Source organism: Cellulomonas sp. Marseille-Q8402, assembly GCF_965119525.1.
Genome location: NZ_CBCPLX010000002.1, coordinates 1,428,808 through 1,453,925 on the forward strand (window position 1 = coordinate 1,428,808; position 25,118 = coordinate 1,453,925).

19 protein-coding genes are annotated in these 25,118 nt (G+C 75.5%); 11 read left to right on the forward strand and 8 right to left on the reverse strand.

Going from position 1 to position 25,118, the window contains the following annotated elements:
- Positions 1–52: 52 nt before the first annotated feature.
- The 5 genes from ACWPWW_RS17560 to ACWPWW_RS17580 all read left to right on the forward strand — a co-directional run bounded on the left by ACWPWW_RS17560 (position 53) and on the right by ACWPWW_RS17580 (position 6,869).
- Positions 53–592 (forward strand): single-stranded DNA-binding protein, encoded by a 540-nt coding sequence (locus tag ACWPWW_RS17560; RefSeq protein WP_454051610.1) that lies wholly within the window; start codon positions 53–55, stop codon positions 590–592.
- Positions 593–731: 139 nt separating this feature from the next.
- Positions 732–2,414: an energy-dependent translational throttle protein EttA gene (ettA, locus tag ACWPWW_RS17565; RefSeq protein ID WP_454051611.1), complete on the forward strand. Its 1,683-nt coding sequence runs from the start codon at positions 732–734 to the stop codon at positions 2,412–2,414.
- 534 nt (positions 2,415–2,948) lie between these two features.
- On the forward strand, positions 2,949–4,685 hold the full coding sequence (locus ACWPWW_RS17570; protein ID WP_454051612.1) for an ABC transporter: 1,737 nt from the start codon (positions 2,949–2,951) through the stop codon (positions 4,683–4,685).
- Positions 4,682–6,292, forward strand: coding sequence for a GTPase (locus ACWPWW_RS17575; RefSeq protein WP_454051613.1), 1,611 nt, complete (start codon positions 4,682–4,684; stop codon positions 6,290–6,292). The genes ACWPWW_RS17570 and ACWPWW_RS17575 overlap by 4 nt, the downstream gene beginning before the upstream one ends.
- A gap of 70 nt (positions 6,293–6,362) precedes the next feature.
- On the forward strand, positions 6,363–6,869 hold the full coding sequence (locus ACWPWW_RS17580; protein WP_454051614.1) for an acyl-CoA thioesterase: 507 nt from the start codon (positions 6,363–6,365) through the stop codon (positions 6,867–6,869).
- A gap of 12 nt (positions 6,870–6,881) precedes the next feature.
- Here ACWPWW_RS17580 and ACWPWW_RS17585 read toward each other — a convergent pair whose 3' ends face one another.
- Complete coding sequence (locus tag ACWPWW_RS17585; protein ID WP_454051860.1) at positions 6,882–8,594, reverse strand: SDR family oxidoreductase; 1,713 nt, start codon at positions 8,592–8,594, stop codon at positions 6,882–6,884.
- 28 nt (positions 8,595–8,622) lie between these two features.
- Between ACWPWW_RS17585 and ACWPWW_RS17590 the strand changes: the two genes are divergently transcribed.
- Positions 8,623–9,297, forward strand: a complete 675-nt coding sequence (locus tag ACWPWW_RS17590; protein ID WP_454051615.1) for an O-methyltransferase — start codon at positions 8,623–8,625, stop codon at positions 9,295–9,297.
- Between the two features lie 6 nt (positions 9,298–9,303).
- On the opposite strand, the gene ACWPWW_RS17595 is transcribed toward ACWPWW_RS17590, so the two are convergent.
- From ACWPWW_RS17595 to ACWPWW_RS17605, 3 genes are read right to left on the reverse strand one after another with little or no spacing between them, the layout of a single operon-like run.
- On the reverse strand, positions 9,304–10,299 hold the full coding sequence (locus tag ACWPWW_RS17595) for a DNA topoisomerase IB (RefSeq protein ID WP_454051616.1): 996 nt from the start codon (positions 10,297–10,299) through the stop codon (positions 9,304–9,306).
- Between the two features lie 54 nt (positions 10,300–10,353).
- Positions 10,354–11,256 carry an acyl-CoA thioesterase gene (locus tag ACWPWW_RS17600; protein ID WP_454051617.1) on the reverse strand — a complete coding sequence of 301 codons (903 nt, stop codon included), beginning with the start codon at positions 11,254–11,256 and terminating at the stop codon, positions 10,354–10,356.
- A gap of 40 nt (positions 11,257–11,296) precedes the next feature.
- Entirely contained in the window at positions 11,297–11,716 is a 420-nt protein-coding gene (locus tag ACWPWW_RS17605; protein WP_454051861.1) for a globin, read from the reverse strand.
- Positions 11,717–11,935: 219 nt separating this feature from the next.
- Between ACWPWW_RS17605 and ACWPWW_RS17610 the strand changes: the two genes are divergently transcribed.
- Complete coding sequence (locus ACWPWW_RS17610; RefSeq protein WP_213281815.1) at positions 11,936–12,166, forward strand: glucose PTS transporter subunit EIIB; 231 nt, start codon at positions 11,936–11,938, stop codon at positions 12,164–12,166.
- 72 nt (positions 12,167–12,238) lie between these two features.
- Here ACWPWW_RS17610 and ACWPWW_RS17615 read toward each other — a convergent pair whose 3' ends face one another.
- Both ACWPWW_RS17615 and ACWPWW_RS17620 read right to left on the reverse strand, forming a co-directional pair.
- Positions 12,239–13,243 (reverse strand): mechanosensitive ion channel family protein, encoded by a 1,005-nt coding sequence (locus ACWPWW_RS17615; protein WP_454051618.1) that lies wholly within the window; start codon positions 13,241–13,243, stop codon positions 12,239–12,241.
- A gap of 218 nt (positions 13,244–13,461) precedes the next feature.
- Positions 13,462–15,669 (reverse strand): prolyl oligopeptidase family serine peptidase, encoded by a 2,208-nt coding sequence (locus ACWPWW_RS17620; RefSeq protein WP_454051619.1) that lies wholly within the window; start codon positions 15,667–15,669, stop codon positions 13,462–13,464.
- A gap of 127 nt (positions 15,670–15,796) precedes the next feature.
- Here ACWPWW_RS17620 and malQ point away from each other — a divergent pair, with 127 nt between their 5' ends.
- Both malQ and ACWPWW_RS17630 read left to right on the forward strand, forming a co-directional pair.
- Complete coding sequence (gene malQ / locus ACWPWW_RS17625) at positions 15,797–17,962, forward strand: 4-alpha-glucanotransferase (RefSeq protein WP_454051620.1); 2,166 nt, start codon at positions 15,797–15,799, stop codon at positions 17,960–17,962.
- Positions 17,963–18,004: 42 nt separating this feature from the next.
- A complete protein-coding gene (locus tag ACWPWW_RS17630) occupies positions 18,005–18,589 on the forward strand; it encodes a toxin (RefSeq protein ID WP_454051621.1) in 585 nt (194 codons plus the stop codon).
- Positions 18,590–18,907: 318 nt separating this feature from the next.
- On the opposite strand, the gene pepN is transcribed toward ACWPWW_RS17630, so the two are convergent.
- A complete protein-coding gene (gene pepN, locus ACWPWW_RS17635; RefSeq protein ID WP_454051622.1) occupies positions 18,908–21,538 on the reverse strand; it encodes an aminopeptidase N in 2,631 nt (876 codons plus the stop codon).
- 243 nt (positions 21,539–21,781) lie between these two features.
- On the opposite strand from pepN, the gene ACWPWW_RS17640 reads away from it, so the two are divergent.
- Both ACWPWW_RS17640 and ACWPWW_RS17645 read left to right on the forward strand, forming a co-directional pair.
- Positions 21,782–22,411 carry a mycothiol-dependent nitroreductase Rv2466c family protein gene (locus tag ACWPWW_RS17640; protein WP_454051623.1) on the forward strand — a complete coding sequence of 210 codons (630 nt, stop codon included), beginning with the start codon at positions 21,782–21,784 and terminating at the stop codon, positions 22,409–22,411.
- Positions 22,412–22,439: 28 nt separating this feature from the next.
- Positions 22,440–23,000, forward strand: coding sequence for a hypothetical protein (locus tag ACWPWW_RS17645; protein ID WP_454051624.1), 561 nt, complete (start codon positions 22,440–22,442; stop codon positions 22,998–23,000).
- A 105-nt stretch (positions 23,001–23,105) separates the two neighbouring features.
- Here the strand turns inward: ACWPWW_RS17645 and ACWPWW_RS17650 are convergent, their stop codons facing one another.
- Positions 23,106–25,082 carry a M13 family metallopeptidase gene (locus ACWPWW_RS17650; protein WP_454051625.1) on the reverse strand — a complete coding sequence of 659 codons (1,977 nt, stop codon included), beginning with the start codon at positions 25,080–25,082 and terminating at the stop codon, positions 23,106–23,108.
- Positions 25,083–25,118 lie beyond the last annotated feature (36 nt).

Below are 25,118 nucleotides of genomic sequence, written 5' to 3' on the forward strand. Positions count from 1 at the left end.
CCGTCGTCCTACCGCCGGCCCGACCAGGTGCCGGCACGGACGAGGAGGACGCATGGCGGTCAACGAGCTCGCGGTGACGGTGGTCGGCCTGGTGGGCAGCGACCCCACCTGCTACCGCGGGGACGAGGGGCAGGTGCCGTTCACGCGGTTCCGGCTCGCCAGCACCCCGCGGGTGTACGACCGGGAGCAGGACGCCTACGTGGACGGCGGCACCAGCTGGTTCACGGTCAAGGCGTTCCGGCAGCTGGCGCTCAACGTCGCGGAGTGCGTGCGACGGGGCGAGCCGGTGCTGGTGCACGGGCGGCTGCGGCTCGTCGACTGGGTGACGCCCGAGGGGCAGCACCGGACGACGGGGGAGATCACCGCGGACTCGGTCGGGTACGACATGAACCGCGGCACGTCCCGGTTCACGCGCACCGTGCACGGGCCCGGGGCGGGCGCGGCGCCCGCCACCGGGGCAGCACCGGGCGGCGACGGCGCAGGTCCCGGCGAGGGCAGCGCGGGGCAGGGCGGACCGGTGGACCTCACGGGGGCGGTGGTGCTGGAGGACGACGACCCGGGGGACCGTGTCACCGGGGCGCCGATCGCCTAGGCTGGGTGATCGCGACGTCGCCCGGCGCCGCCCGCCCGCGCGCTCCGCTCATCGAGCGCGCAGGTGCGGGCCCGGTCGCCCACGACGGGTCGCGCACGACATCCGAGCACCGACGAGCACCGAGGCGGACGAAGAGCCAGTGGCTGAGTTCATCTACAGCATGTACAAGGCGCGGAAGGCGCACGGCGACAAGGTCATCCTCGACGACGTCTCGCTGAACTTCCTGCCCGGCGCCAAGATCGGCGTCGTCGGCCCCAACGGCGCCGGCAAGTCGACCATCCTCAAGATCATGGCCGGGCTGGACCAGCCCTCCAACGGCGAGGCGCGCCTCAGCCCCGGCTTCACGGTCGGCATCCTCCAGCAGGAGCCGCCGCTGAACGAGGAGAAGACCGTCCTCGGCAACGTCCAGGAGGGCGTCGCCGAGATCAAGGGCAAGATCGACCGCTTCAACGAGATCTCGGCTCTGATGGCCGAGCCGGACGCCGACTTCGACGCCCTCCTCGCCGAGATGGGCGTGCTGCAGGAGGCCATCGACGCCGCCGACGCCTGGGACCTCGACGCCCAGCTCGAGCAGGCGATGGACGCGCTGCGCTGCCCGCCGCCGGACGCGGACGTCACGGTCCTCTCCGGTGGCGAGCGCCGTCGCGTCGCGCTCTGCAAGCTCCTGCTGGAGAAGCCCGACCTGCTGCTGCTCGACGAGCCGACCAACCACCTGGACGCCGAGAGCGTGCTGTGGCTCGAGCAGCACCTGGCGACGTACCCCGGCGCCGTGCTCGCCGTCACCCACGACCGGTACTTCCTCGACCACGTCGCCGAGTGGATCTGCGAGGTCGACCGCGGTCGCCTGTACCCCTACGAGGGCAACTACTCCACGTACCTGGAGAAGAAGGCCGCGCGCATGGAGGTCCAGGGCAAGAAGGACGCCAAGCTCGCCAAGCGCCTCAAGGACGAGCTCGAGTGGGTCCGGTCCAGCGCCAAGGGCCGCCAGGCGAAGTCCAAGGCCCGTCTGGCCCGCTACGAGGAGATGGCGGCCGAGGCCGACCGCACCCGGAAGCTGGACTTCGAGGAGATCCAGATCCCGCCTGGCCCGCGCCTGGGCTCGGTCGTGCTCGAGGCCCACGACCTGGAGAAGGGCTTCGACGACCGCAAGCTGATCGACGGCCTGAGCTTCACGCTGCCGCGCAACGGCATCGTCGGCGTCATCGGCCCGAACGGCGTCGGCAAGACCACGCTCTTCAAGACGATCGTCGGCATGGAGCCCCTGGACGGCGGCGACCTCAAGGTCGGCGAGACCGTCTCCATCTCCTACGTCGACCAGTCCCGCGGCGGCATCGACCCGAAGAAGACCCTGTGGGAGGTCGTCTCCGACGGACTCGACTTCATCAAGGTCGGCAACGTCGAGATGCCGTCCCGTGCCTACGTCGCCTCGTTCGGCTTCAAGGGCCCGGACCAGCAGAAGCCCGCGGGCGTGCTGTCCGGTGGTGAGCGCAACCGCCTGAACCTCGCGCTCACGCTCAAGCAGGGCGGCAACCTGCTGCTGCTCGACGAGCCCACCAACGACCTCGACGTCGAGACCCTCGGCTCGCTGGAGAACGCGCTGCTCGAGTTCCCCGGCTGCGCCGTCGTGGTGTCCCACGACCGGTGGTTCCTCGACCGGGTGGCGACGCACATCCTGGCCTACGAGGGCACCGAGGAGAACCCGTCCAGCTGGTACTGGTTCGAGGGCAACTTCGCCTCCTACGAGGAGAACAAGGTCGCCCGCCTCGGCGCCGACGCCGCGCGCCCGCACCGCGTGACCTACCGCAAGCTCACGCGCGACTGAGCTCGCACCCGCACGACCCGACCGGCCGCCGCCCCACCCGGGGACGGCGGCCGGCCCGCGTCCGGGACCGGCGAGCGCCTGCGTCCCACGCCCGCTGAGGTCGTCATACGTGCACGAGGTCGTCACGTGTACATGACGACCTCGTGCACGGATGACGACCTCGGGGCTCGGGAGTGACGTCGCGGGCGGGGGAAGGGCACGGCCGGTGGCGGCACGGCGGGCCGCGGGTGGGTGGTCGGGCGCGGCGGGCGGGCGGGCGGCAGGATGGGCGCATGGTCGACGACACCCCGACGCCGGCTCCGGCCACGGTGACCGGCGCGGACGCGGCGCTGGTCGACGCCCTCGACCGCCTGCACGCGCGGCTGCGCGACCTCGCGCTGCCGCTGGACGCCCCGGGCGCAGCCGAGGCGCGCGCCGACCGGACCGCCGCGCTGGGCCAGGCTCGACGACTACCTGCTGCCGCGCCTGCGGGCGGGCGGGGCGCCGCTGCTGGTCGTCGTCGGCGGCTCCACGGGGGCGGGCAAGTCGACGCTGGTGAACTCGTTGCTCGGCGAGCGGGTGACCGATCCCGGCGTGCTGCGGCCCACCACGCGGTCGCCGGTCCTGGTGCACCACCCTCTCGACGCGCGGTGGTTCGCGGGTGACCGGGTGCTGCCCGCCCTCGCCCGCATCACCGGCCCGCGCGACGCCGGCCCGCGCAACCCCGCCCCGCGCGACCCCGCCCCGCGCGACCCCGCCCCGCGCCACCCCGCCCCGCGCGACACCAGCGCTCCCGCCGAGGGCGGCGCCGGCGCGGTGCGCCTGGTGCCGAGTCCCGCGCTGCCCCGCGGGCTGGCGCTGCTGGACGCCCCGGACGTCGACTCGGTGGAGACCGCGAACCGGCAGCTCGCCGCGCAGCTGCTCGCCGCCGCCGACCTCTGGCTGTTCGTCACCACGGCGGCCCGGTACGCCGACGCCGTGCCGTGGGACCTGCTGGACGGCGCGGCCCGGCGGCACGCGCAGGTGGCGCTGGTGGTCGACCGCGTCGACCCGGGCGCGGAGGCGGCCGTCACCGACCTGCGCCGGATGATGGACGCCGCCGGGCTGGCCGACGCGCCGCTGTTCGCCGTCGAGGAGGGCCTCGGCGAGGACGGGCTGCTGCCCGAGCGGGCCGTCGGGGAGGTCGCCGCCTGGTTGTCCGGGCTGTCCGACGCGGAGGCGCGGCAGCGGGTCGCCCTGCTGACGCGGGACGGGGTCGTCGACGACCTGGGCCGCCGGGCGCTGCTGCTCGCGGCCGCGGGGGACGAGCAGGTGGTCGCCGACGCCCGGCTGCGCGACGCCGTGACCCGCGCGTACGCGGAGGCTGCCGGGCAGGTCGAGGCCGCGACGTCGGACGGCGCGATGCTGCGCGGCGAGGTGCTGGCCCGGTGGCAGGAGTTCGTGGGGACGGGCGAGCTGCTGCGGTCGGTCGAGCACCAGGTGGGGCGGCTGCGGGACCGGGTGGTCGGGTTCGTGCGCGGCCGGCCGGCGGCGCCGCCCGTGGAGCAGGCGATCGCGCACGGGCTGGCCGCCGTGGTCCTCGACGCCGCCGACGGCGCGGCCGAGCGCACGCACGCCGCGTGGCGGGGCGACCCGGCGGGGGCGGCGCTGCTGCCGGACCTGGACCTGTCGCGGTCGTCGGCGACGCTGCGCGGCGAGGTGGAGCAGCAGATCCGGGCGTGGCAGTCCGACGTGCTGGACCTGGTCCGCGAGCAGGGCGTGCAGAAGCGGGGGACAGCGCGGGCGCTGTCGTTCGGGGTGAACGCGCTCGGCGTGAGCCTGATGGTGCTGGCGTTCGCGTCCACGGGCGGGCTCACCGGCGTCGAGGTGGGGATCGCCGGTGGCACGGCCGTCGTGGCGCAGAAGCTGCTGGAGGCGGTGTTCGGCGACGACGCGGTGCGCCGGCTGACCACCACGGCGCGTGAGCGGCTCGACACGCGCGTGCGGCAGGTGCTGGCGGCGGAGTCCGCCCGGTACACGGCGCAGCTCGACGCGCTGACGGTCGCCGGGGGTGCGGGGCTCCGCGCCGCGGCGCTCGCCGTCCAGGACGCCGCACGGGCCGAGCGTGCGGGGCGGGTGGCAGCGGTGCGGCAGGACGACGGCGCCCCTGGATCGGGCACGTCGAGCCTGCGGGGCGCCGACCGGTGGCGCGCCGGCGGTGCCACGGGGAGCCCGGCCGGGGAGGCCGCCGCGACGGAGCCCGCCCGCCCGGGGTTCTGGCGTCGCCTGCTCGGCCGCGGGGACGCCGGATGAGCCCGTCGCTGCGGGACCGCGTGGACGCGCTGGCGGCGGCGCTCGACGCGGGGGACGGACGGCTGCCCGACCCCGTCGTGGCGTCCGCCCGCGCCGTGGTCGTGCACGCCGCCGAGCGGGCCGCGCTGTCGGCCGAGCACACGGTGGTGGCGCTCGCCGGGGCGACGGGCTCGGGCAAGTCGACGCTGTTCAACGCCCTGGTCGGTGAGGAGCTGGCCCGCACCGGGGTGCAGCGGCCGACCACGTCGGAGGGCCTCGCGGCGGTGCGCGGACCCGGTGCCGGGCCGCTGCTCGACTGGCTGGGCGTCCGCAGCCGGCACGAGGTCGCCGCCGCCGCGGGCCGCACGCCCGGCGGCGGGCTGGTGCTGCTCGACCTGCCGGACCACGACTCGGTCGTCCTGGAGCACCGGGTCCGCTCCGAGCACCTGATGGAGCGGGTGGACCTGCTGGTGTGGGTCGTCGACCCGCAGAAGTACGCCGACGCCGCGCTGCACGAGCGGTACCTGCGCGCGCTGGCCCGGCACGCCGACGTCGTGGTGCTGGTCCTGAACCAGGCCGACCGCCTCGCCCCGGCGGAGGTCGACGCGGTGCTGGCCGACCTCCGCCGGCTCGCCGCCGAGGACGGGCTGCCCGGGGTGCGGGCGCTCGCGGTCTCGGCGCGCACGGGGCAGGGGCTCGACGTGCTGGCCGGGCTGCTGGACGAGGCCGCCGACCGGCGCCGGGCCGCGACGCGCCGGTGGGAGGCGGACGTCGAGGTCGCCGCGCGCCGGGTGCTGGACGCGTGCGACGGAGCGGGCCCGGGTCGTCGGCGGCCCGGGAGGCAGGGCGCCCCTCGCGAGGACGCCCTGGTGGACGCGCTGGGCGAGGCGGCAGGCGTGCCGCTGGTCGTCGGTGCGGTGCGCGCCGCGAGCGTCCGCCGGGCGACGGCGCGGGCCGGCTGGCCGCCGGTCCGGTGGCTCGCGCGGTTCCGCCCCGACCCGCTGCGCCGCCTGCACCTCGGGACCGGTGCCGCGTCCGCGGACGGCACCGAGCGGACGTCGCTGCCCTCGGCCGGCCCCGCCACCCGCGCCGCCGCCGGCGCTGCGGTCCGCCGCTACGTGGACGCCGCGACCGCCGACGTCCCGGACGCCTGGGCGCTGGACGCCCGGGCGCGCGTCGGCACCGCGGACCTGGCCGACGACCTGGACCGCGCCGTCGGCGGGACGACCCTGCTGCCCGACCGGGCACCGGCCTGGGCGCGCGCGGCCGGCGTCCTGCAGTGGGTGCTGCTCGCCGCGGCGGTCGCGGGCGCACTGTGGCTGGCGCTCCTCGCCGGTATGGCCTACCTGCGGCTGCCCGAGCCGGAGACGCCGGTGTGGGGGCCGCTGCCCGTCCCGACGGCGCTGCTGCTCGGCGGGCTGCTCGCCGGGGTGCTGCTCGCCCTGCTGGCTGCCGTCCTCGCCCGGGTGGCTGCGGGCCGGCGCGCCCGCGCGGCCCGGACCAGGCTGCTCGCGGCGGTCGGTGCGGTGGCGCGGCAGCGGGTCGTCGACCCGGTGGCCGCCGTGCTCGCGGACCTGACCACGTGCCGGGAGCAGGCGCGCCGCGCCGCGGGCGAGCGCGGTCGCTGACCACCGGCCGGCCGATGGCGGAGGATGGCTCCCGGGCCGGGCACGCCGGCCGGCGAGCGAAGGAGGGTGCATGACCAGGCTTCTCGTCCCGGTCCAGCTGCGGTGGTCCGACATGGACGCCTACGGGCACGTCAACAACGTCGAGATGCTGCGGCTGCTCGAGGAGGCGCGGATCGAGGCGTTCTGGGCGCACCCCGCCCCGGCCGCGCCCGCCGGGGACGACACCCCGCCCGCCGCCGAGCACTGGCCGACCGCCGTGCTCGACGCCGGACCGGGCGCGCAGACGGCCACGCTCGTCGCCCGGCAGGAGGTCGAGTACCTGCGCCCGCTGGGCTACCGGCGCACGCCCGTGGTCGTCGAGATGTGGATCGGCCACCTCGGCGGCGCGAGCATCGACGTCTGCTACGAGGTGCAGGACGCCGAGCCGGGCGCCGCGGACCCGTACGCCCGCGCCGTCACGACCCTCGTCCTGGTCGACGCCGGGTCGGGGTCGCCGCGCCGGATCGGCGAGGCCGAGCGCGCGGCGTGGCTGCCGTACGTCGAGGAGCCCCCGACGTTCCGCCGCCGCGGGCGCTAGGGTCGGCGCGCGTCAGGCGGGCTGGTCGCCCGGCAGGTCCCGGCGCGACCGCTCCGCCGTCTCGGCCGCCCGGGCGATGTTCTTCTGCATCCCGCCGAACACGATGCCGTGGAACGGGTACACCGCCCACCAGTAGAGCTGTCCGGCGAGGCCGTGCGGGTGGAACACCGCGCGCTGCGCGAACGTCGTGGGCCGGGACCGCCAGCGCTCGGACGACACGTCGGCCGGGTCGGACCCCTCGCCGTCCGGCTCCACCCGCAGCTCCAGCCACGCCAGGCCCGGCACCCGCATCTCGGCGCGCAGGCGGAGCAGCCGGCCGCGGTCCACCTCCTCGACCCGCCAGAAGTCGACGGCGTCGTCGACGACGACGTGCCGCGGGTCGCGGCGCCCGCGCCGGAGCCCGGGTCCGCCGACGACGCGGTCGGCCAGCCCGCGGAGGCGCCACGCGAGCGACCAGGAGTACCAGCCGCGCTCGCCCCCGACCGACTCCAGCACCCGCCACAGGGCGGCGGGGGACGCGTCGACGACGATGCGGCGCTCGTCCTCGTAGAGGGAGCCGCCGGCCCAGTCGGGGTCGGACGGCAGCGGCTCGTTCGGCGCTCCGGGCAGCCCGGCCGAGGACCAGCGGGTCGTGACGTCGGCCTCGCGGATGCGCTCCAGCGCGAGGTGGACGGCGCGGTCGAAGCCGATCAGGCCGCCGGGCGGGTCGGGCACGTGCTCGGCGATGTCGTGCTCCTCGCAGACGACCTCGTGGATCAGCGACTCGACCAGCGGCCGCGCGATCCCCGACGGCACCGGCGTGACCAGGCCGACCCAGAGGCTGGACAGCCGCGGAGTCAGCACCGGCACCTTCACGATGAGCCGCCGCGGCAGGCCGGCGGCCCGGGCGTAGCCCTGCATCATGTCGCGGTAGGTCAGGACGTCGGGCCCGCCGATGTCGAACTCGCGGCTGACCTCGGGCGGCATCGACGCGGACCCGACCAGGTAGCGCAGGACGTCGCGGACGGCGATCGGCTGGATGCGGTTCTCGAGCCACTTGGGCACGGTCATCGCCGGCAGCCGCTCGGTCAGGTACCGCATCATCTCGAACGACGCGGACCCCGACCCGAGGATCACGGCCGCGCGGAGCACCGTCGTCGGCACGCCGGACGCGAGCAGGATCTCGCCGACCTCCTTGCGGGAGGCGAGGTGCGGCGACAGGTCCTCGACGTCCGGGGACAGCCCACCCAGGTAGACGATCCGGCCGACGCCGGCCTCGCGCGCGGCCCGGCCGAAGGTGAGGGCCGTCGACCGGTCGCGCTGCTCGAAGCTCCGCCCGGTGCCGAGCGAGTGGATCAGGTAGTAGGCGACGTCGACGCCGTCGAGCGCCGCGCGGATCTGGTCGGCGTCGCTCGCGTCGGCCTGGGCGACCTCGACCGCGTCGTACCAGGGCCGGCCGCGCAGGCGCTCGGGGCGGCGTGCGACGGCCCGCACGCGGTAGCCCGCGGCGAGCAGCTCCGGCACCAGGCGGCCGCCGACGTAGCCGGTGACGCCGGTGACCGCGACGAGCGGGGCGTCGGGCCGCGGCCGGCCGTCGTCGCCGACGCCCGGGACCCGGCCCTGCAGCGTGCGGGCGACGGGCTCGGGGAGCAGGTCCTCGCCGGAGGGCGCGCTCGCGGAGGGGCTGGTCACGGTGGGGTCCTGGGGCACGCTCCGCAGTCTGCGGCGCGCGCCCCCGTCCCGCATCCGCAACCGCCGGGTGGATGATCGGGGCATGGCGGGAGACGAGCGGGACTGGGCGAGAGTCGACGACTACCTGGCGGGCGAGCTGGTCCACGAGGACGCACGGCTGGTCGCCGCGCGGGAGGCGGGGCGCGCCGCCGGGCTGCCGGCGATCGAGGTGTCGCCGACGCAGGGCGCGCTGCTGGCGCTGCTCGTCCGGATCTCGGGGGCCCGGCGGGTGCTGGAGTTCGGCACGCTCGCCGGGTACAGCACCCTGTGGTTCGCCGAAGCAGTCGGACCGGAGGGGCACGTCACCACGTTCGAGATCGACCCGCGGCACGCCGCCGTGGCGCGGGAGAACTTCGCGCGCGCGGGCGTCGCGCACCGGGTGCGCCTGGTCGAGGGGCCGGCCGCCGACTCGGCCCAGGCGCTGGTCGACGCGGGCGAGGAGCCGTTCGACCTGGTGTTCATCGACGCCGACAAGCCGAGCAACGCCCGCTACCTCGAGCTGGCCGTCGCGCTGGCGCACCCGGGCACGGTGATCGTGGTCGACAACGTCGTGCGCGGCGGTGCCGTGGCCGACGCCCGCTCCCGGGACGAGCGGGTCGTGGGGTCCCGAGCCGTGCTGTACGACCTGGGCAGCCACCCGCGGCTCACCGCGACGGCGCTGCAGACCGTCGGCAGCAAGGGCTGGGACGGCTTCGCACTGGCGGTCGTGGGCCCCTGAGCCGGGTCACCCGAGCAGCGCCAGCGTCTCCTTCTCCGCGACCGCCTGCGACCGGGTCGGCCGGATGGTCGTCCCGTGCTGCCACAGCTCGACCACGCGCGGGTCGATGTAGGACGCCCGGCAGACGGCGGGGGTGTTGCCGAGCTCGCCCGACACGTCCTTGACGACCTGGCTGACCACCCGCCGCCGCGCCCGCTCGGACCGCGGTGCGGGGCCGGCCGCCGCCAGGCCGCGTGCCGCGAGCACGGTCGCGTGCCACGTCCGGAAGTCCTTGGGGCTGGCGTCGTCGCCGAGCCGGTGCTTCACGTCGGCACCGACCTCCGCGCTGGTGATGTCGTGCCAGCCGTCGTCGTCCTGCCAGGCCAGCAGCTCCGGGCCGCCGCCCCGCCGGCGCAGCAGCGTGCCGACCAGCTGGGCCACCTGCTCGTCCTCGACCACGACGTCCCGCACCTGGCCCGACTTGGCGGGGTAGTGGAACCGCACGGCGTTCTCGGCGCCGTCGTCGTCGGTCAGGACGGTGACGTGCTCGCGGCGCAGCGTCGCCAGCCCGTAGGAGCCGTTCCGCTGCGCGTAGCCCTCGCCGCCCGCCCGGAAGTACGCGAGGTCGAGCAGCCGGAACGCCAGCGCCAGGGCCTTCGGCCGGGGGAACCCGGGCAGCGCCAGGTCCCGGCGCACGGACCGGCGCGCGGACGGCAGCCGGCGCGCGACGTCGAGCACGTGGTCGTGCTTGAGCCGGTCCCGCCGGCGCCGCCACTGCTCGTGGTACAGGTACTGGCGGCGCTGCGCGTCGTCGAGCCCCGCGGCCTGGATGTGACCGTTCGGCCAGGGGCTGATCCACACGTCCTGCCACGCCGGCGGGATCGCCAGGGCGACGATCCGGTCCAGGTGCTCGGGGTCGTCGATCCGGGTCGAGCGGTCGACGTCCAGGTACCAGAACCCGTTCCCGGCACGTCGCCGGGTCCACCCCGGGGAGTCGATCCGGACCCGTCGCAGCCTCACCACCGGGACACCATGCCCCGGCCGCGGAAGCCCCGCCAGCGGAGCAGCGGGCGGACGTCAGGCCGTCGGGACCCGGACCATGCCCTCCTGCGAGATGGTCGCCACCAGGACGCCGTCCCGGCTGAACACGCGCGTGGTGCCGAGCCCGCGGCCGCCCTGCGCCGTGGGGCTGTCCTGGTCGAAGAGCAGCCAGTCGTCCACCCGCACGTCCCGGTGCCACCACATCGCGTGGTCGAGGCTCGCGACCGACAGCCCGGGCGTCAGCCAGGACAGCCCGGCGCGGCGCAGCACCGGCTCCAGCATGATCTGGTCGCACGCGAACGCCAGGACGGCGCGGTGCAGCAGCTGGTCGGCGGGCAGCGGGCCCTTCGCGCGCATCCACACGCGCTGCGGCTGCGCGGGGTCCGGGGCGGGACCGAGGTAGATCGAGCCGCCGACGTGCCGGACGTCGAACGCGCTCTCGTGCGTCCAGAACCGCGCGATCGGGTGGTCCAGGTGGCCCATCCGGTCCATCGCCGACTCGACGTCCTCCGGTGCGGGCACCTCGGGCATCGGCTGCGTCAGCTCGAGGCCCTCCTGCTCCTCCTGGAACGAGGCGATCATCGACAGGATCGGGGCGCCGTCCTGCGCGGCGTGCGTGCGCCGGGCCGAGAACGACCGGCCGTCCCGGAGCTGCTCCACGGCGAGCTCGACCGGCGTCGCGACGTCGCCGGCCCGCAGGAAGTAGCCGTGCAGCGAGTGCGGCAGCCGGCCGGCGGGGACGGTGCGGCCCGCGGCGACCAGCGCCTGGGCGATCACCTGGCCGCCGAACACGCGCCCGCCCGGCTTCGGCAGGTTGCGCGCGGTGAACCGCTCGGGCGAGTCCGTGGGCGTGAGGTCCAGGACGCCGAGCAGGGCGGCGATCGTGTCGGTCGGGGTCGTGGGGGCGGTCGTCGCGCCCGTCGGTGCAGCCTCGGTCACGCCCGCCAGCCTCTCACGGGCGGGGGAGCGGCGGCTGCGGTCAGCGGGGTCCGGCGCTGTTCACCAGCGAGTGCGCGGCCCGCTCGAGGTAGTCCCACAGCGTCGCCTCGTACACCGGCGCGAGGCCCAGCCGGTCGACGGCCACCCGCATGTGCGCGATCCACCGGTCCCGGGCGTCGGGGTCGACGGTGAAGGGCATGTGCCGCATCCGCAGCCGCGGGTGCCCGCGCTCCTCGGAGTAGGCCGTCGGGCCGCCCCAGTACTGCTCGAGGAACATCGTCAGCCGTCGGCGCGCCGGGACCAGGTCCTCCTCGGGGTACATCGGCTTCAGCACCGGGTCCCCGGCGACGCCCTCGTAGAACGCGTCGACCAGCCGCACGAACGTCTCGTGCCCGCCGACGGCCTCGTAGAACGACTCGCGGCGTCGCGCCTCGGAGCTGTCCGGCGGTGCCGGCTGCACCGGGGCGGGGGCGGCGGCGCTGAGCGGGAGGGCGGCGCCGGCCGGTCGGGGCTCGGGGAGCGGCGGCTGGACGGTCATGGCGACAGTCTCGCACCGCACGCACCACCACCACGGGTGGTGAGCACGCAGCAGCCGGAGCGCGGACTAGGCTGAGCGGCAGATGGCCGCGCACCCGCGGCCGCGGGGGCAGGTCCGGCCACAGAGCACGACGGGGGTTCCATGAGCAAGGCAGAGCAGATCCTGGTGGCGCTGGGCGGCGGCGGCAACGTCGTCGACCTGGAGCCGTGCATCACCCGGCTCCGGGTCGAGGTCACCGACCCGCAGCAGGTCGACGAGGACGCCCTCAAGGCGACCGGCGCGTTCGGCGTCGTCCGCTCCGGGCGCATCGTCCAGGTCATCGTCGGCCCGGAGGCCGACAACCTGGCCGCGGAGCTCGACGGCCTGCGCTGAGCCGCAGCACGACGGCCCCGGGCCGCACGGACGCGAGTCCCGTGCGGCCCGGGGCCGTCGTCGTCCCGGGGGTCAGTCCGCGGAGGTCGGCTCCGGCTGGCCCGTGGCGCGCTCGCGGTGCGCCTCCAGGGCCTCGCGCTGGCCGGCCAGGGGCACGCCCGCGGCCTCCAGCGTCTGCCGCACCGAGGACCGCAGCGCCCGGGCGACCGCCCACTGCCGCGCCGGCGCGGTGCGCTGCACCAGCTTCACGGTGACGGCGTCGAACGTGAGGTCCTCGGCGGTGTTGACCGTCGCGGAGCCCTCCATCGACGGGCCGAGCTCCGGGTCCTTCGCGAGCTCGGCGGCCGCACCGACCAGCAGGTCGCGCACCTGGTCGAGGTCCGCGAAGTAGTCGACCTTCACCTCGACGACGGCGTTCGCCCACCCCTGGGTCTTGTTGCCGACCTTGAGCATCGAGCCGTTCGGGATGTACCAGAGGGTGCCGTCGGCGTCGCGGACCTTGGTGACGCGCAGCCCCACCGCCTCGACCGTGCCCTGGGCCGAGCCCACGTCGACGACGTCGCCGACGCCGTACTGGTCCTCGAGCAGCATGAAGAGCCCCGACAGGAAGTCCTTCACGAGGCTCTGCGCGCCGAAGCCGAACGCCACGCCGATGATCCCCGCGGAGGCGATGAACGGCGCGATGTTGACGCCCACTTGGTCGAGGATCAGCAGCACGACGATCGAGCCGACGACGATCCCGGCCGTCGACCGGAGCACCGAGCCGATGGTGCGGGCCCGCTGGGTGCGCCGGGCGTTGGTGATCGGGTTGACCTTGCGCAGCGCGGCGGCGACCTCGGTGCCGCCGAGCGGGCGCGCCAGGCCACGCTGCAGCAGCGAGGTGCCCTCGGCGATGTGCTCGGTGACCGCCTTGATCAGCCGCCGGATCAGCAGCAGCGAGATGCCGCCGATGACGATGATCAGCGCGATGCGCAGACCGGGGCCGAGGAGCCAGGTCACGACGGTGTTCGCGTTGTCGCCGATCTCGGCGCCCAGGTCGGGGTCGGGTGCGGAGGGCAGCAGGGTCGAGAGGATCACCCCGACACGCTAGCCAACGGCGCCCGGCGCGCGCTGCCGCGGGGCCGGGTGCGGGCGCGACTCCCACCGCTCCCGCCCGCCCCGCCCGCCCCGCACGGGACCACCACAGCCCCCCGCGCTGCGCGCACCCCCGCGCTGCGCGCGTCGAGGGTGCAGAAGCCGGAGGACATGTCGCCCGTACTGCCGCGGCGTCTGCACCCTCGCGAGGGACCGGGGGGTCAGCTCGCGGCGCGGGCTCCGTCGGACACGGTCGCCGCGAGGCCCGTGCGGTCGGCGACGAACTGCAGCTGCTCGACCGTCAGCGCGATGGTCCGGGACAGCGCGCGGCCGCCGTGCCCGACGCCCTTCTCCCGGCGCACTAGCACGGGCGCCTCGTCGAGCGGGGCCGACGTGGCCGCCTGCAGCGCCGCCCCGAGCTTGCGGGCGTGCAGCGGGTCGACGCGGGTGTCGCCGTCGAAGATCGTGAACAGCGTCGACGGGTACCGGGTGCCGTCGACGACCCGGTGGTACGGCGAGTAGCCGAGCAGCCAGTCCAGCTCGTGCGGCTTCGCGGCGTCGCCGTACTCGTCGGACCACGTCGTGCCCAGCCCGAACAGCTGGTAGCGGACCATGTCGAGCAGCGGCGCCGAGCAGACGACGGCCGCGAACGTCTGCGGCCGCTGGGTCAGCGCGGCGCCGACCAGCAGGCCGCCGTTCGAGCCGCCCCAGCACGCGAGCCGGTCGGTCGTCGTCCAGCCCTCGTCCACCAGCAGGTCGGCGACGGCGTGGAAGTCGTCGAAGACGTGCTGCTTCTCGCCGCGGCGCCCGGCGCGGTGCCACGCCTCGCCCTCCTCGCCGCCGCCGCGCAGGTTGGCGACGACGTAGACGCCGCCCGCCTCCACCCACGCGAGGGTCGTGGCGGAGTAGGCGGGGTCCAGCGAGATCTGGAAGCCGCCGTACCCGTAGAGGATCGTGGGCGCCGGCGCGAGCGGGCGGCCGTCGGCGTCGAGCGCGTCGGCCCGCGCGACGACGAACGCCCGCACCGCGGTGCCGTCGGCGCTGGTGGCGACGAGGCGCTGCACCCGCACGTCCGGCAGGTCGGCGACGGCGCCGGGGGGAGCGGCCCACAGCGCGGTGGTGCCGGTGGTCGCGTCGTAGCGGTGCACCTGGGAGACGGTGGTGTGGTCGGTGTAGGTGAACCACACGTCGGTCCCGCCGTCCGGCCGCGTCACGAGCCCGCTGGTCGACCCGAGGCCGGGCAGGTCGACGGTGCCCGCGTCGCCGGGCAGGCGCTCGCCGGTCGCCGGGTCGTGCACCGTGATCTCGCTGACCGCGTGCCGGCGCCACGACGCGAGCAGCTGCACGGGGGTCGTGTCGTCCCCGCCGCCGTCGACCAGCGCGACGTCCTCCAGCACCGCCTCCGGGTCCTCGGCGAGCAGCGTCCGCCAGTGCGGGACGGCCGGGTCCTCGGGGTCGGCGACGGCGAGCCGGCCGCGGTCGGCGTCGAGCGTGGTGTGCACGTAGAGGCGGCCGTCGCGGCCGATCCACGCGCCGATCTCCGCGTCGTAGCCGACGGCGACCTCGCGGAACGCCGGGACGGTGCCCGGCGCCGCGGCGGACACGTCCGCGATCCACACGTCGGTGCGCGGCGCCGTGCCGGCCGAGGCGGACACGATCAGCCAGCGGCCGTCGCGCGAGACGGAGACGCCGTAGTAGTTGGTCAGGTCCAGGCCGTCGCCGAACACCTCGAGGTCCTCGGCCGGGTCGGTGCCGACCACGTGGCGCCAGACGCGCCGGTGGTACTGCTTCTCGCCCTCGGGGAGCAGCTCCGGCGCGAGGCGCCGCACGTAGAAGTAGGCACCGCCGCCCGGCTCCCACGCGACGGGGGAGTACCGCGCGCGGTCGACCGGACCGTCCACGAGCTCGCCCGTCGCGACGTCGAGGACGTGCAGGACGCTCTCCTCCGTGCCGCCGTGCGACACCTGGTACGCGAGCAGGTGGCCCTCCTTGCTCGGCTGCCAGGCGTCGAGCGTCGTGGTGCCCGCGGGGTCCAGGACCACGGGGTCCACCAGCACGCGCTCGCGCTCGCCGCCCGGCGCGTCCGGGTCCGGCTCGGCCACCACGACGACGGCGTGCTCCTGCTGACCCGTGCGGCGCGCGAAGAACCGGCGGTCGCCGCGCCACGCCGGGGCGCCGACGAAGCCCGCCCCCAGCAGCTCGGCCAGGCGCTCCGTGAGCGGACCGGTGGCCAGCGGCCCGGCGGCGAGGTCGCCCGCCGTCGCCCGGGCCCGGTACGCCGCGTACAGGTCGTCCTGCGCGGCGGACCACGCCTCGGTCTCGTCGGCCGTGGCGTCCTCGAGCCAGCGGTACGGGTCCGGCACGGCGCGGCCGTGCAGGTCGTCCACCAGGTCCAGTCGGCGGGCGGCGGGGTAGGACTCAGCACTCATGCGCGCCACCCTACGGCGCGCGACCCGCACCCGACCGGCACCCGACCTGAGCCCGACCGGCACCCGACCGGCGTCCGACCTGCGCGGCGACCGGCGGAGGTGGAGGCCCTCTGGCAGGATCGGCGGCGTGGACGAGCACACCCCGCAGGACTCCGACCCGTTGGTCCGCCTCGCGGAGGCGCACGGTGTCGCTCCCGAGTACGAGGCGTTCAACGGCGGGGTCGAGCAGGTCAGCCCCGGCACCCTCGTCGCGGTGCTCGGCGCGCTGGGCGTCGACGCCACGTCGCCGGAGCGGATCGAGGTCGCCCTGCGCCACGCCGAGGACACGCCGTGGCGCCGGGTGCTGCCGCCGGTGCTGGTCACCCGGCAGTCCGAGCAGACCCAGGTCCCCGTGCACGTCACGCACGGCGACCCCGTGCACGCGTGGATCGAGATCGACGCCGCCGAGGGCCGGGGCCGCCGCGCCGCGGACGCCACCACCGAGCGGGTCGAGCTGGAGCAGGCCGACGTCTTCCTGGAGCCGCGCACCGTCGACGGCCGGCAGGTCGGGCGGGCCACGTTCGTGATCCCGGCCGGGCTGCCGCTCGGGTGGCACCTGCTGCGCACCAGCGGCCCGTCGGCGGAGGCCGCCAGCCCGCTGGCCGTCACGCCCGATCGGCTGGAGCTGCCCGCCGGGCTGGACGACGAGGGGCGCCGCGCCTGGGGCCTGATGGTGCAGCTGTACTCCGTGCGCTCGCGGGCGTCGTGGGGCGCGGGCGACCTGCGGGACCTCGCCGACCTGGCCTGGCTGTCGGGGCACGAGGCGGGCGCGCAGTTCCTGCTGATCAACCCGCTGCACGCCGCCGAGCCCGTGCCGCCGCTGACGCCGTCCCCGTACCTGCCCACCACGCGGCGGTTCGTGAACCCGCTGTACCTGCGCGTCGAGGACGTGCACGAGACCGCGTACCTGTCCTCGGCCGACCGCGCGCTGGTCGAGTGGTCCGCGGAGCAGGCGCTCGCGCTCGACGCCGACGACGGCCCGATCGACCGCGACGTCGTCTGGGCCGCCAAGAAGGCCGCGCTGGAGGTCGTGTTCGCGGCGCCGCGCTCCGCCGCCCGGCAGTCCGCGTTCGACGACTTCCGCCGCCGGGAGGGCCGCGGGCTCGAGGACTTCGCGCTCTGGTGCGCGCTGGTCGAGAAGCACGGTCCGCCGCCGTGGCCGGCCGACCTGCGCGACCCCGCCAGCCCGGCCGCGCTGCGCGCCCGCACGGAGCTGGCCGACCGGGTGCAGTTCTACTGCTGGCTGCAGTGGCTCGCGGACCTGCAGCTGGCCACCGCGCAGCGCACCGCGCACGAGGCCGGGATGTCGCTCGGGATCATGCACGACCTCGCCGTCGGCGTGCACCCGCTCGGCGCCGACGCCTGGGCGCTCGGCGGGGTGCTCGCCCGCGGGGCCTCGGTCGGCGCCCCGCCGGACATGTACAACCAGCAGGGGCAGGACTGGTCCCAGCCGCCGTGGCACCCCGCGGAGCTCGAGCGGGTCGCCTACCGCCCGTACCGCGACCTGCTCCGCACGGTCCTGCGGCACGCCGGTGCCGTCCGCATCGACCACATCATCGGCCTGTTCCGGCTCTGGTGGATCCCGCAGGGCAACAGCCCGGCCGACGCCACCTACGTCCGGTACGACCACGACGCGATGATCGGGATCCTCGCCCTGGAGGCGCACCGCGCCGGCGCCGTCGTCATCGGCGAGGACCTCGGCAACGTCGAGCCGTGGGTGCGGGACTACCTGTCCGAGCGCGGGGTGCTCGGCACCTCGATCCTCTGGTTCGAGAAGGACGCCCACGGTGCCTTCCTGCCGCCCGACGCGTACCGGGAGCTCGCCCTGGCCTCGGTCACGACGCACGACCTGCCGCCGACGGCCGGCTACCTCGCGGAGGAGCACGTCGCCCTGCGCGAGCGGCTCGGCCTGCTGACCGAGCCCGTCGAGGAGGTGCGGCGCGCCGCCCGCGCCGAGCGCGAGGACATGCTGCGGGTGCTGCGCGACGCCGGCCTGCTCGGCGACGACCCGACCGAGCGCGAGGTCGTCGAGGCCCTGCACCGGTACGTGCTGCGCACGCCCAGCGTCCTGGTCGGCGTCTCGCTGGCCGACGCGGTCGGCGAGCGGCGCGCGCAGAACCAGCCCGGCACCGACCAGGAGTACCCCAACTGGAAGGTGCCGCTGGCCGACGGCGCCGGTCGGCTCGTGCTGCTCGACGACCTGTTCCAGAACGCCCGCCTGCGGTCGCTCGCGGCGGTGCTCGCGGAGGGCTGAGTGGCCGGCCCGGCCTCGTGGCCGCCCCGGCGGGTCCGGGTGGTGGGGACGAGCGGCGCGGGCAAGACGACGTTCGCTCGCGCGCTCGCACCGCGGCTCGGCGTGCCGCACCGCGAGCTCGACGAGGTGTTCTGGGGTCCGGGCTGGACGCTCAAGGACCCCGAGGTCGCCCGCGGCATCCTGCGCGCGTTCCTCGACGGGCCTGGCGGCGGCTGGGTCGTCGACGGCAACTGGACCTCGGCGCGCGCCGGGCTCGGTGACGAGGCCGACCTCGTCGTGTGGCTCGACTACTCCCGGCCGGTCGTCATGGCCCGGGTCCTGCGGCGCACCCTCGGCCGCGGGCTGCTGCGGCGCGAGCTCTGGCACGGCAACCGCGAGTCCGTGCGGAACCTGCTGCGGCGCGACCCGGAGGAGAACATCGTGCTCTGGGCGTGGACCAGCCACGCCGGCAACCGCGAGCGCTACCTCCGCGAGGCGGCCGCCGGCGAGGTCCCGGTGGTCCGCCTCCGCACCCCCCGCGCCGCCCGCCGCTGGCTGGCCACCCTCCCCGCGCCCCCACCGTCGCCCCCGCCCCCGCCCCCGCCCCCGACCCCGCCCCCGCCCCCGCCACCCAAGCCGCCGAGGTAGTGCGATCCTCGCGAGGTAGTGCGCCCTCGCGCACTACCTCGGCGAGAACGCACTACCTCGGCGGGCTCGGGGCGGTCCGGGCTCGGGGCGGCGGGCTCGGGGCGGTCGGTCGGGCTCGGGGCGGTCCGGGCGCGGGCGCGTCCGGACGCGCGCGGTGCGGGCGCGGGGCGGTGCGGGCGCGGGGCGGTGCGGGCGCGGGGCGGTGCGGGCGCGGGGCGGTGCGGGCGCGCGGCGGTGCGGGTGCGCGGCGGTGCGGGTGCGGGCGCGCCCCCGGCCGCGGGGCGGACGGGGGCGCGCTCGGGGTGGCGGGGCCGGGGGTCAGGCCTCGTGGTAGTGCCGGTCGGCCTCCTGGGCCGCGAGGGTGCGGCGGACGCCGTCGCGGGCCTCGACCACGAGCCGGCGCAGCGCGGGCGCCGCGTCGGGGTGCGCCGCCAGCCACGCGTCGGTGGCACCGGCCACGTCTGCCTCGCGGTCGTCCGCGAGCTCGGTCGGGTACAGGCCGGTGACGATGTTCTGCGCCATCTCGTTGGTGCGCCCGGCCCACACCTGCTCCAGCCCGGCGAAGTAGGGCGCGACGAACGGGCGGAGCAGCGCGCGGTCGTGCACGCGGCCGAAGCCGTTGATCGTCGCGGCCTGCAGGGCGTTCGGCAGCGCGTCGGACTCCACGGCGTCGGCCCAGGCCGCGGCCTTCGCCTCGGCGGTGGGCACCGCGGCGCGGGCGGCGGCGGCGGCCCGCTGGCCGGTCGCGGTCGGGTCGGCGGCGAGCTGCGCGTCGATCTCCGCCTCCCCGGCACGGCCGCCGGTGACCAGCGACGTCAGCAGCTCCCAGCGCAGGTCGGTGTCGATCGACAGGCCGTCCAGCCGGGTGCCGCCGTCCAGCAGGGCCGCGACGGCGTCCAGCTGCTCGGGCGTCGAGGCCCGCGCCGCGAACGCCTTGACCAGCTGCAGCTGGGTGTCGCTGCCGCCGTCCGCGTCGGTCGCGAGCGTCCAGAGCGTGTCCGCGGCGGCGACCTCGGTGGCCGGGCGGTGCTCCGCGGCCACGTACAGGTCGAGCGCCGTGTGCAGCTGCCGGAGCAGCACCAGCACGACGGACGAGTCGGTCTCGTGCGCGATGTTGTTGAGCAGCAGGTCGACGTAGTCGCGCGCGGGGGTCTCGCCGTCGCGGGTGGCGTCCCAGACCGCCGCCCACACGAGGGTGCGGGGGAGCGACGCGGTGAAGTGCCCGAGGTGCGCGACGGCCGTGGCCAGCGAGCGCTCGTCCAGGCGGACCTTCGCGTAGGCGAGGTCGTCGTCGTTGAGCAGCAGGAGGTCGGGGCGCTTCTCGCCGACGAGCGACGGCACCTCGGTGCGCTCGCCGTCGACGTCCAGCTCCACCCGCAGCGTCCGCTCGAGCCGCGTCTCGCCGTCCTCGCCCGCGACGACGTCGTACCCGCCGACCACGAGGCGGTGCGGGCGCTGCACGGGGTGGGTCGCCGGGACCTCCTGGCGCACGGCCAGGGCGGTGATCCGCTCGACGCCGTCGTCGCCGACCGCGGAGGTGATCTCCGGGCGCAGCAGCGTGACGCCCGACTGCTCGAGCCAGAGCGCGGACCACGCGGACAGGTCGCGGCCGCTGGTGGCCTCGAGCTCGGTCAGCAGGTCGCGCAGCTCGGTGTTGCCCCACGCGTGCTTCGCGAAGTACGAGCGCACGCCGGCGAAGAACTGGTCCTGGCCGACCCAGGCGACGAGCTGCTTGAGCACGCTCGCGCCCTTGGCGTACGTGATGCCGTCGAAGTTCACCTCGACGTCCTCGAGGTCGCGGATGTCCGCGGCGATCGGGTGCGTGGAGGGCAGCTGGTCCTGGCGGTACGCCCAGCCCTTCTCCAGCGAGGAGAAGGTCGTCCACGCGGAGGTCCACCGGGTGGCCTCGGCCGTGGCGAGGGTGGAGGCGTACTCGGCGAACGACTCGTTCAGCCACAGGTCGTCCCACCAGCGCATGGTGACGAGGTCGCCGAACCACATGTGCGCGAGCTCGTGCAGGATCGTCACCGCGCGGCGCTCGACCGTCGCCTCGGGCACCTTCGACCGGAAGACGTAGGACTCGAGGAACGTCACCGCGCCGGCGTTCTCCATCGCGCCCGCGTTGAACTCCGGCACGAACAGCTGGTCGTACTTGGCGAACGGGTAGGCGAAGTCGAACTGCTCCTCGTAGAACGCGAAGCCCGCGCGGGTGATGTCGAGGATGTTGTCGGTGTCGAGGTGCTGCGCCAGCGACCCGCGGCAGTAGACGCCCAGCGGGATCGTCCGGCCGTCGCTGGAGGTCAGCTCGCCATGCTCGTGGTGGTACGGGCCGGCCACGACGGCGGTGATGTAGGACGCGATCCGCGGGGTGGGCTCGAACGTCCAGGTCGCGGTGCCGCGGTCGACGCCGCCGTTGCGGTTCACGCCGCCCTCGACGGGCACGGGGTCGCCCACGGCGGGGGAGTTCGACACGACCACCCAGTGCGCCGGAGCGGTCACCGTGAAGGAGAAGGTCGCCTTGAGGTCGGGCTGCTCGAACACCGCGAACACGCGCCGGGAGTCGGCGACCTCGAACTGCGAGTACAGGTACACCTCGTCGTCGACCGGGTCGACGAACCGGTGCAGGCCCTCACCCGTGTTCATGTAGGCGGCGTCGGCGACGACGACCACCTCGTTCTGCTCGGCGAGGCCGTCGAGGCGGATCCGGGAGTCGGCCACGACCTCGGCGGGGTCGAGCTCGGTGCCGTTCAGCACGACGCTGCGCACGGTCGGCGCGATGAGGTCGAGGAACGTGCCGGCACCGGCCTCCCGGCTGGTGAACCGGATGGTCGTCGTCGACCCGAACGTGGCCGGCCCCGTGGTCAGGTCCAGCGTCACGTCGTACGACTGCACGTCGACGAGTGATGCCCGGGTGCGGGCCTCGTCGCGGGTCAGGTTCTCAGCGGGCACGCGGTGTCTCCTCGTAGGGCTCGGGTCGCTGCACGTCCGCCGCATCATTCCACCAACCAGCGCGTGCATGCGTCTGCGCGGGCGCGGGTGCCGGGCCCCGGGGCCGTCCCGACATGACAGCGACCCCGGGTCACGGGGCATGATGGCGGGCGCGGCGGTCCGCACACCGCACAGCGCCGTCCACGCCCGCCACGCACGATCCAGCACGTCCCGCACCGCTACGCCCCGTGAGGAGCACCGCCCGTGACCGACTCCCAGCCGCTCGAGCCCGCCCGCGACACCGCCGACTTCTGGTTCGACCCGGCCTGTCCGTGGGCGTGGATGACGTCGCGCTGGATCGACGAGGTGCAGCGGGTCCGCGACGTCGACGTGCGCTGGCACGTGATGAGCCTGTCGGTGCTCAACGAGGGCCGGGACCTGCCCGAGGAGTACCGGGCGCTGATGGACGACTCCTGGGCGGCCGTGCGCGTGCTCACCGCGGCGAAGGAGCTGTACGGCGCGGAGCACCTCAAGCCGCTGTACGACGCGCTGGGCACGCGGCGGCACCCGGGCGGCCGCACGGACACCTGGGCGATCATCCGCGAGTCGCTCGACGAGGTCGGCCTGCCGCAGTCGCTGCGCGCCTACGGCGACACCGACGAGTTCGACGAGCAGCTGCGGGCCTCGCACGCCGAGGCCATCGCGCTGGTCGGCGACGAGGTCGGCACCCCGGTCGTCGCGGTGAACGGCACCGCTTTCTTCGGCCCGGTGATGACGCCCGCGCCGAAGGGCGAGGACGCCGGGCGGCTGTGGGACGGGTTCGTGCTGGTGACCGGCGTGCCCGGGTTCTACGAGCTCAAGCGCACCCGCACCAAGGGCCCGGTCTTCGACTGACGCCGCACCGACCGGAGGTAGGTAGGACATGGCAGCCCTCGCGAACCTGAGTCGCGGCGTGAAGATCTTCCTCGCCGTGGACGTCGTGCTCGTCCTGGCGCTCGTCGTCGCCGCGATCGTGGTGCTCGGCGGCGGCCCGGACGACGGGTCGCCCGAGGCCGGTCCGACGACCAGCAGCTCGCAGCCCGCGGCGACCGACGGTGCCTCCGGCGCGGCGACGGACGGGTCGACCAGCGCCGAGCCGCAGACCTTCGCGTCCCCGACCGGGAACATCACCTGCACGATGTCGCCCGACGGCGTGACCTGCGACATCGCCAACATCCAGTACGAGGTGCCGGCGGCCGAGGGCTGCACGGGCACGACGGGTCACCAGATCGTGCTGAACACCTCCGACGGCCTGACCACGCCGTGCGTCGAGGGGCCGGCTCCGGCGGTGGCCTCGGCGGACACCCCGGTGCTCGACTACGGGCGCTCGCAGACCGTCGGGCCGTACACCTGCACCAGCGCGTCGAACGGGATGTCGTGCGTGGTGGACGACACGGGCGAGGGGTTCCGGGTCGCGACCGCGGCGCTGACGACGCTGCCCTGATCTGGTCGAACGCGGGGGCGCGGGCATGCGCCGTGTGTCTCCGCCGTGAGACGACGACGGGCCCGAGGCGGTCGCCCCGGGCCCGTCGTCACGCCAGGGACGACGTCACCAGATGCGCACGCGCTCCTCGGGCGCGAGGTACAGCCCGTCGCCGGGCTGCACGTCGAACGCCGCGTAGAACTCGTCCACGTTCCGCACCACCGCGTTGCAGCGGACCTCGTCGGGCGAGTGCGGGTCGACGGCGAGCCGCCGGATGATCTCCTCGTCGCGGCCCTTGGCCCGCCACACCTGCGCCCAGCCGAGCAGCACGCGCTGCACGCCGGTCTGGCCGTCCACCACCGGGGCCTCGTCCAGCGAGGTGCCCAGCGCGATCCGGTACGCCTTGAGCGCGATCGACAGGCCACCCAGGTCGCCGATGTTCTCGCCGATGGTGAGCGCGCCGTTGACGTGGTGCGAGCCGTTCAGCTGCGCGGGCGAGAACGCGTCGTACTGCGCGATGAGGGCGGAGGTGCGCTTCTCGAACTCGGAGCGGTCGGCCTCGGTCCACCAGTCCTCGAGGCGGCCCTGGCCGTCGTACTTGGAGCCCTGGTCGTCGAACCCGTGGCCGATCTCGTGGCCGATGACCGCGCCGATGCCGCCGTAGTTCACGGCGTCGTCCGCGTCGGCGTCGAAGAACGGCGGCTGCAGGATCGCGGCGGGGAAGACGATCTCGTTCATCCCGGGGTTGTAGTACGCGTTGACCGTCTGCGGCGTCATGAACCACTCGTCGCGGTCGATCGGCCTGCCGATCTTGCCCAGCTCGTAGTCCTGCTCGAAGGCGGAGGCGCGGCGCACGTTGCCGACCAGGTCGTCGGCCTTCAGCTCGAGCGCGGAGTAGTCGCGCCACTTGACCGGGTAGCCGATCTTCGGCGTGAACGCGTCGAGCTTGGCGAGCGCCTTGGTCTTGGTGTCCTCGCCCATCCAGTCGAGCGCGGTGATGGACTCGCGGTAGGCCTCGACGAGGTGGCCGACCAGCTCCTCCATCCGCTCCTTGTGCGCGGGCGGGAAGTGCCGCTGGACGTAGACCTCGCCGACGGCCTCGCCGAGCACGCCCTGCACCAGGGAGACGCCGCGCTTCCAGCGGTCGCGGAGCTCCTGCGCACCGGTGAGCGTCCGGCCGTGGAAGTCGAAGTTCGCCTCGACGAGCTCGGAGGACAGGTACGGCGCCCGGGCGGTGATGGCGTGGTACGCCAGCCAGGCCTGCCAGTCCTCGACCGGCTCGGACGCCCACAGCCCGGCGAACGCGGTGGCGTAGGACGGCTCGCGCACGACGAGGTCGTCCAGCGAGCCCTGCGGCGCGCCGAGCGCGCGGGACCACGCCTCCCAGTCGAAGCCGGGCGCCGTGGCGGCCAGGGCGGCGAGCGTGGTCGGGTTGTAGGTGAGGTCGGCGTCGCGGTCCTTGACGACGTCCCAGTGCTCGGCGGCGAGCCTGGTCTCCAGCGCGAGCACCCGGTCCGCGGCGGCGCCGGCGGCCTCCTGGTCGGCCGCCCAGCCGCCCAGCAGCAGCATCCGGGCCACGTGCGGGCGGTAGGCGGCGAGCACGGAGGCGTACTGCTCGTCCCGGTAGTACGACTCGTCGGGCAGTCCGAGGCCGGACTGGTAGAGGTAGACGACGTAGCGCTCGGGGTCCTTGGCGTCGTTGTCGACCCAGAAGCCGGTGCCGGCCGCGGCGCCGGTGCGCTGGAGGGTGCCGAGGACGTCGGTGAGGTCCTGGCGGGAGGACGCCGCCGCGATCGCGGACAGGTCGGGGCGCAGCGGGTCGGTGCCGGCGGCCTCGACGGCGTCCGTGTCCATGAACGACGCGTAGAGCGCGCCGATCTGCGCCTGCACCCCGCCGCCGGCCGCCTGCTCGGCGGCCTCGGTGATGATGTCGCGGACCTGCTCCTCGGCCTGGTCGTGCAGGGCGCGGAAGGAGCCGTCCATCGCACGGTCGGCCGGGATCTCGTGCGCGGCGACCCAGCGGCCGTTGACGTGCGCGTACAGGTCGTCCTGGGGGCGGACGGCCGGGTCGAGGGCCGAGGAGTCGATGCCGCTGCGGGTCATGGTGGGGAGGGGTCCCTTCCGGTCCGGGCCGGCGCG